Source organism: Flavobacterium laiguense (assembly GCF_003097655.1).
Taxonomy (GTDB): Bacteria; Bacteroidota; Bacteroidia; order Flavobacteriales; family Flavobacteriaceae; genus Flavobacterium; species Flavobacterium laiguense.
In genome coordinates, this window is record NZ_QCZH01000046.1 from 1 (window position 1) to 3,166 (window position 3,166).

Below are 3,166 nucleotides of genomic sequence, written 5' to 3' on the forward strand. Positions count from 1 at the left end.
GTGGGTAGTTTGACTGGGGCGGTCTCCTCCCAAAGAGTAACGGAGGAGTACGAAGGTGCGCTCAGACCGGTCGGAAATCGGTCGTAGAGTATAAAGGCAAAAGCGCGCTTGACTGCGAGACACACACGTCGAGCAGGTACGAAAGTAGGTCTTAGTGATCCGGTGGTTCTGTATGGAAGGGCCATCGCTCAACGGATAAAAGGTACTCCGGGGATAACAGGCTGATACCGCCCAAGAGTTCATATCGACGGCGGTGTTTGGCACCTCGATGTCGGCTCATCACATCCTGGGGCTGAAGCCGGTCCCAAGGGTATGGCTGTTCGCCATTTAAAGTGGTACGCGAGCTGGGTTTAGAACGTCGTGAGACAGTTCGGTCCCTATCTGCCGTGGACGTTTGAGATTTGAGAGGGGCTGCTCCTAGTACGAGAGGACCGGAGTGGACGAACCTCTGGTGTTCCGGTTGTCACGCCAGTGGCATTGCCGGGTAGCTATGTTCGGAAGAGATAACCGCTGAAAGCATCTAAGCGGGAAACTTGCCTCAAGATGAGATCTCACTGGGATCTTGAATCCCCTAAAGGGCCGTCGAAGACTACGACGTTGATAGGTTGGGTGTGTAAGCGCTGTGAGGCGTTGAGCTAACCAATACTAATTGCCCGTGAGGCTTGACCATATAACACCCAAGCAATTTGCTGACGCAGATTGCGGTGGTGAAGATGATACGAACCGAAAGTTCGCAACGAACCACAAACATCACATATCCGGATTCGCTGGGCTGTCCATCTGGACATTCTGGCTACAGAATTTCTTGACGACCATAGAGCATTGGAACCACCTGATCCCATCCCGAACTCAGCAGTGAAACGATGCATCGCCGATGGTAGTGTGGGGTTTCCCCATGTGAGAGTAGGTCATCGTCAAGATTCATTTCGCAAAACCCCTATCTGCGCATGGAGGTAGGGGTTTTGTCTTTAAGTAGAAGCTCAGGCTTCTTCCTGGTAAGCCGCAAGGTCAGCCAGCTGCAGCAAAAAGGTGGTTGACAGCGTTTTTGAATGCTGTATTATTCACCTCCCGCGACGAGAGATCGAAGCGAGTTAAGTGTTTGAAGTTAAACGAGTTTCTCGCAAAAAACTTCAAAATAAACGCTTGACAGGCTCTGAGGAAAGCGTAGAATGCGCGCCTCGGTTGAGACGAAAAGCTCTTAACCAAACGCTCTTTAACAAATTGAATCAAGCAATTCGTGTGGGTGCTTGTGAGTATGGACTGATAGTCAAAAAGATTATCAGCATCACAAGTGACCATGCGAGAAATCACATAGTCATTTGAGATTGCTGAGCCAAGTTTAGGGCTTCTTAAAAACCCAAGCAGTATTGAACTGAAGAGTTTGATCATGGCTCAGATTGAACGCTGGCGGCAGGCCTAACACATGCAAGTCGAGCGGATGAGAAGAGCTTGCTCTTCGATTCAGCGGCGGACGGGTGAGTAATGCCTAGGAATCTGCCTGGTAGTGGGGGACAACGTTTCGAAAGGAACGCTAATACCGCATACGTCCTACGGGAGAAAGCAGGGGACCTTCGGGCCTTGCGCTATCAGATGAGCCTAGGTCGGATTAGCTAGTTGGTGAGGTAATGGCTCACCAAGGCGACGATCCGTAACTGGTCTGAGAGGATGATCAGTCACACTGGAACTGAGACACGGTCCAGACTCCTACGGGAGGCAGCAGTGGGGAATATTGGACAATGGGCGAAAGCCTGATCCAGCCATGCCGCGTGTGTGAAGAAGGTCTTCGGATTGTAAAGCACTTTAAGTTGGGAGGAAGGGCATTAACCTAATACGTTAGTGTTTTGACGTTACCGACAGAATAAGCACCGGCTAACTCTGTGCCAGCAGCCGCGGTAATACAGAGGGTGCAAGCGTTAATCGGAATTACTGGGCGTAAAGCGCGCGTAGGTGGTTTGTTAAGTTGGATGTGAAAGCCCCGGGCTCAACCTGGGAACTGCATCCAAAACTGGCAAGCTAGAGTACGGTAGAGGGTGGTGGAATTTCCTGTGTAGCGGTGAAATGCGTAGATATAGGAAGGAACACCAGTGGCGAAGGCGACCACCTGGACTGATACTGACACTGAGGTGCGAAAGCGTGGGGAGCAAACAGGATTAGATACCCTGGTAGTCCACGCCGTAAACGATGTCAACTAGCCGTTGGAATCCTTGAGATTTTAGTGGCGCAGCTAACGCATTAAGTTGACCGCCTGGGGAGTACGGCCGCAAGGTTAAAACTCAAATGAATTGACGGGGGCCCGCACAAGCGGTGGAGCATGTGGTTTAATTCGAAGCAACGCGAAGAACCTTACCAGGCCTTGACATGCAGAGAACTTTCCAGAGATGGATTGGTGCCTTCGGGAACTCTGACACAGGTGCTGCATGGCTGTCGTCAGCTCGTGTCGTGAGATGTTGGGTTAAGTCCCGTAACGAGCGCAACCCTTGTCCTTAGTTACCAGCACGTTATGGTGGGCACTCTAAGGAGACTGCCGGTGACAAACCGGAGGAAGGTGGGGATGACGTCAAGTCATCATGGCCCTTACGGCCTGGGCTACACACGTGCTACAATGGTCGGTACAGAGGGTTGCCAAGCCGCGAGGTGGAGCTAATCTCACAAAACCGATCGTAGTCCGGATCGCAGTCTGCAACTCGACTGCGTGAAGTCGGAATCGCTAGTAATCGCGAATCAGAATGTCGCGGTGAATACGTTCCCGGGCCTTGTACACACCGCCCGTCACACCATGGGAGTGGGTTGCACCAGAAGTAGCTAGTCTAACCTTCGGGAGGACGGTTACCACGGTGTGATTCATGACTGGGGTGAAGTCGTAACAAGGTAGCCGTAGGGGAACCTGCGGCTGGATCACCTCCTTAATCGACGACATCAGCCTGCTGATGAGCTCCCACACGAATTGCTTGATTCATTGTATAAAGACGATCAAGACCCAAAGTTATACCCTTAGGTCTGTAGCTCAGTTGGTTAGAGCGCACCCCTGATAAGGGTGAGGTCGGCAGTTCAAATCTGCCCAGACCTACCAATATGCGGGGCCATAGCTCAGCTGGGAGAGCGCCTGCCTTGCACGCAGGAGGTCAGCGGTTCGATCCCGCTTGGCTCCACCACTCGCTTTACTTGA

At 52.0% G+C, this 3,166-nt stretch carries 2 tRNA genes and 3 rRNA genes; all 5 read left to right on the plus strand.

From position 1 onward, the window contains the following. Positions 1-670: ribosomal RNA gene (locus tag DB891_RS17300) — 23S ribosomal RNA — on the plus strand; the annotation flags it as partial. A gap of 134 nt (positions 671-804) precedes the next feature. Next, positions 805-920 (plus strand): 5S ribosomal RNA (gene rrf / locus DB891_RS17305). Between the two features lie 449 nt (positions 921-1,369). Continuing rightward, positions 1,370-2,906: ribosomal RNA gene (locus DB891_RS17310) — 16S ribosomal RNA — on the plus strand. Positions 2,907-2,993: 87 nt separating this feature from the next. Next, positions 2,994-3,070, plus strand: a tRNA-Ile gene (locus DB891_RS17315). Positions 3,071-3,076: 6 nt separating this feature from the next. Continuing rightward, positions 3,077-3,152: transfer RNA gene (locus DB891_RS17320), tRNA-Ala, on the plus strand. The last annotated feature ends 14 nt before the right edge of the window (positions 3,153-3,166 follow it).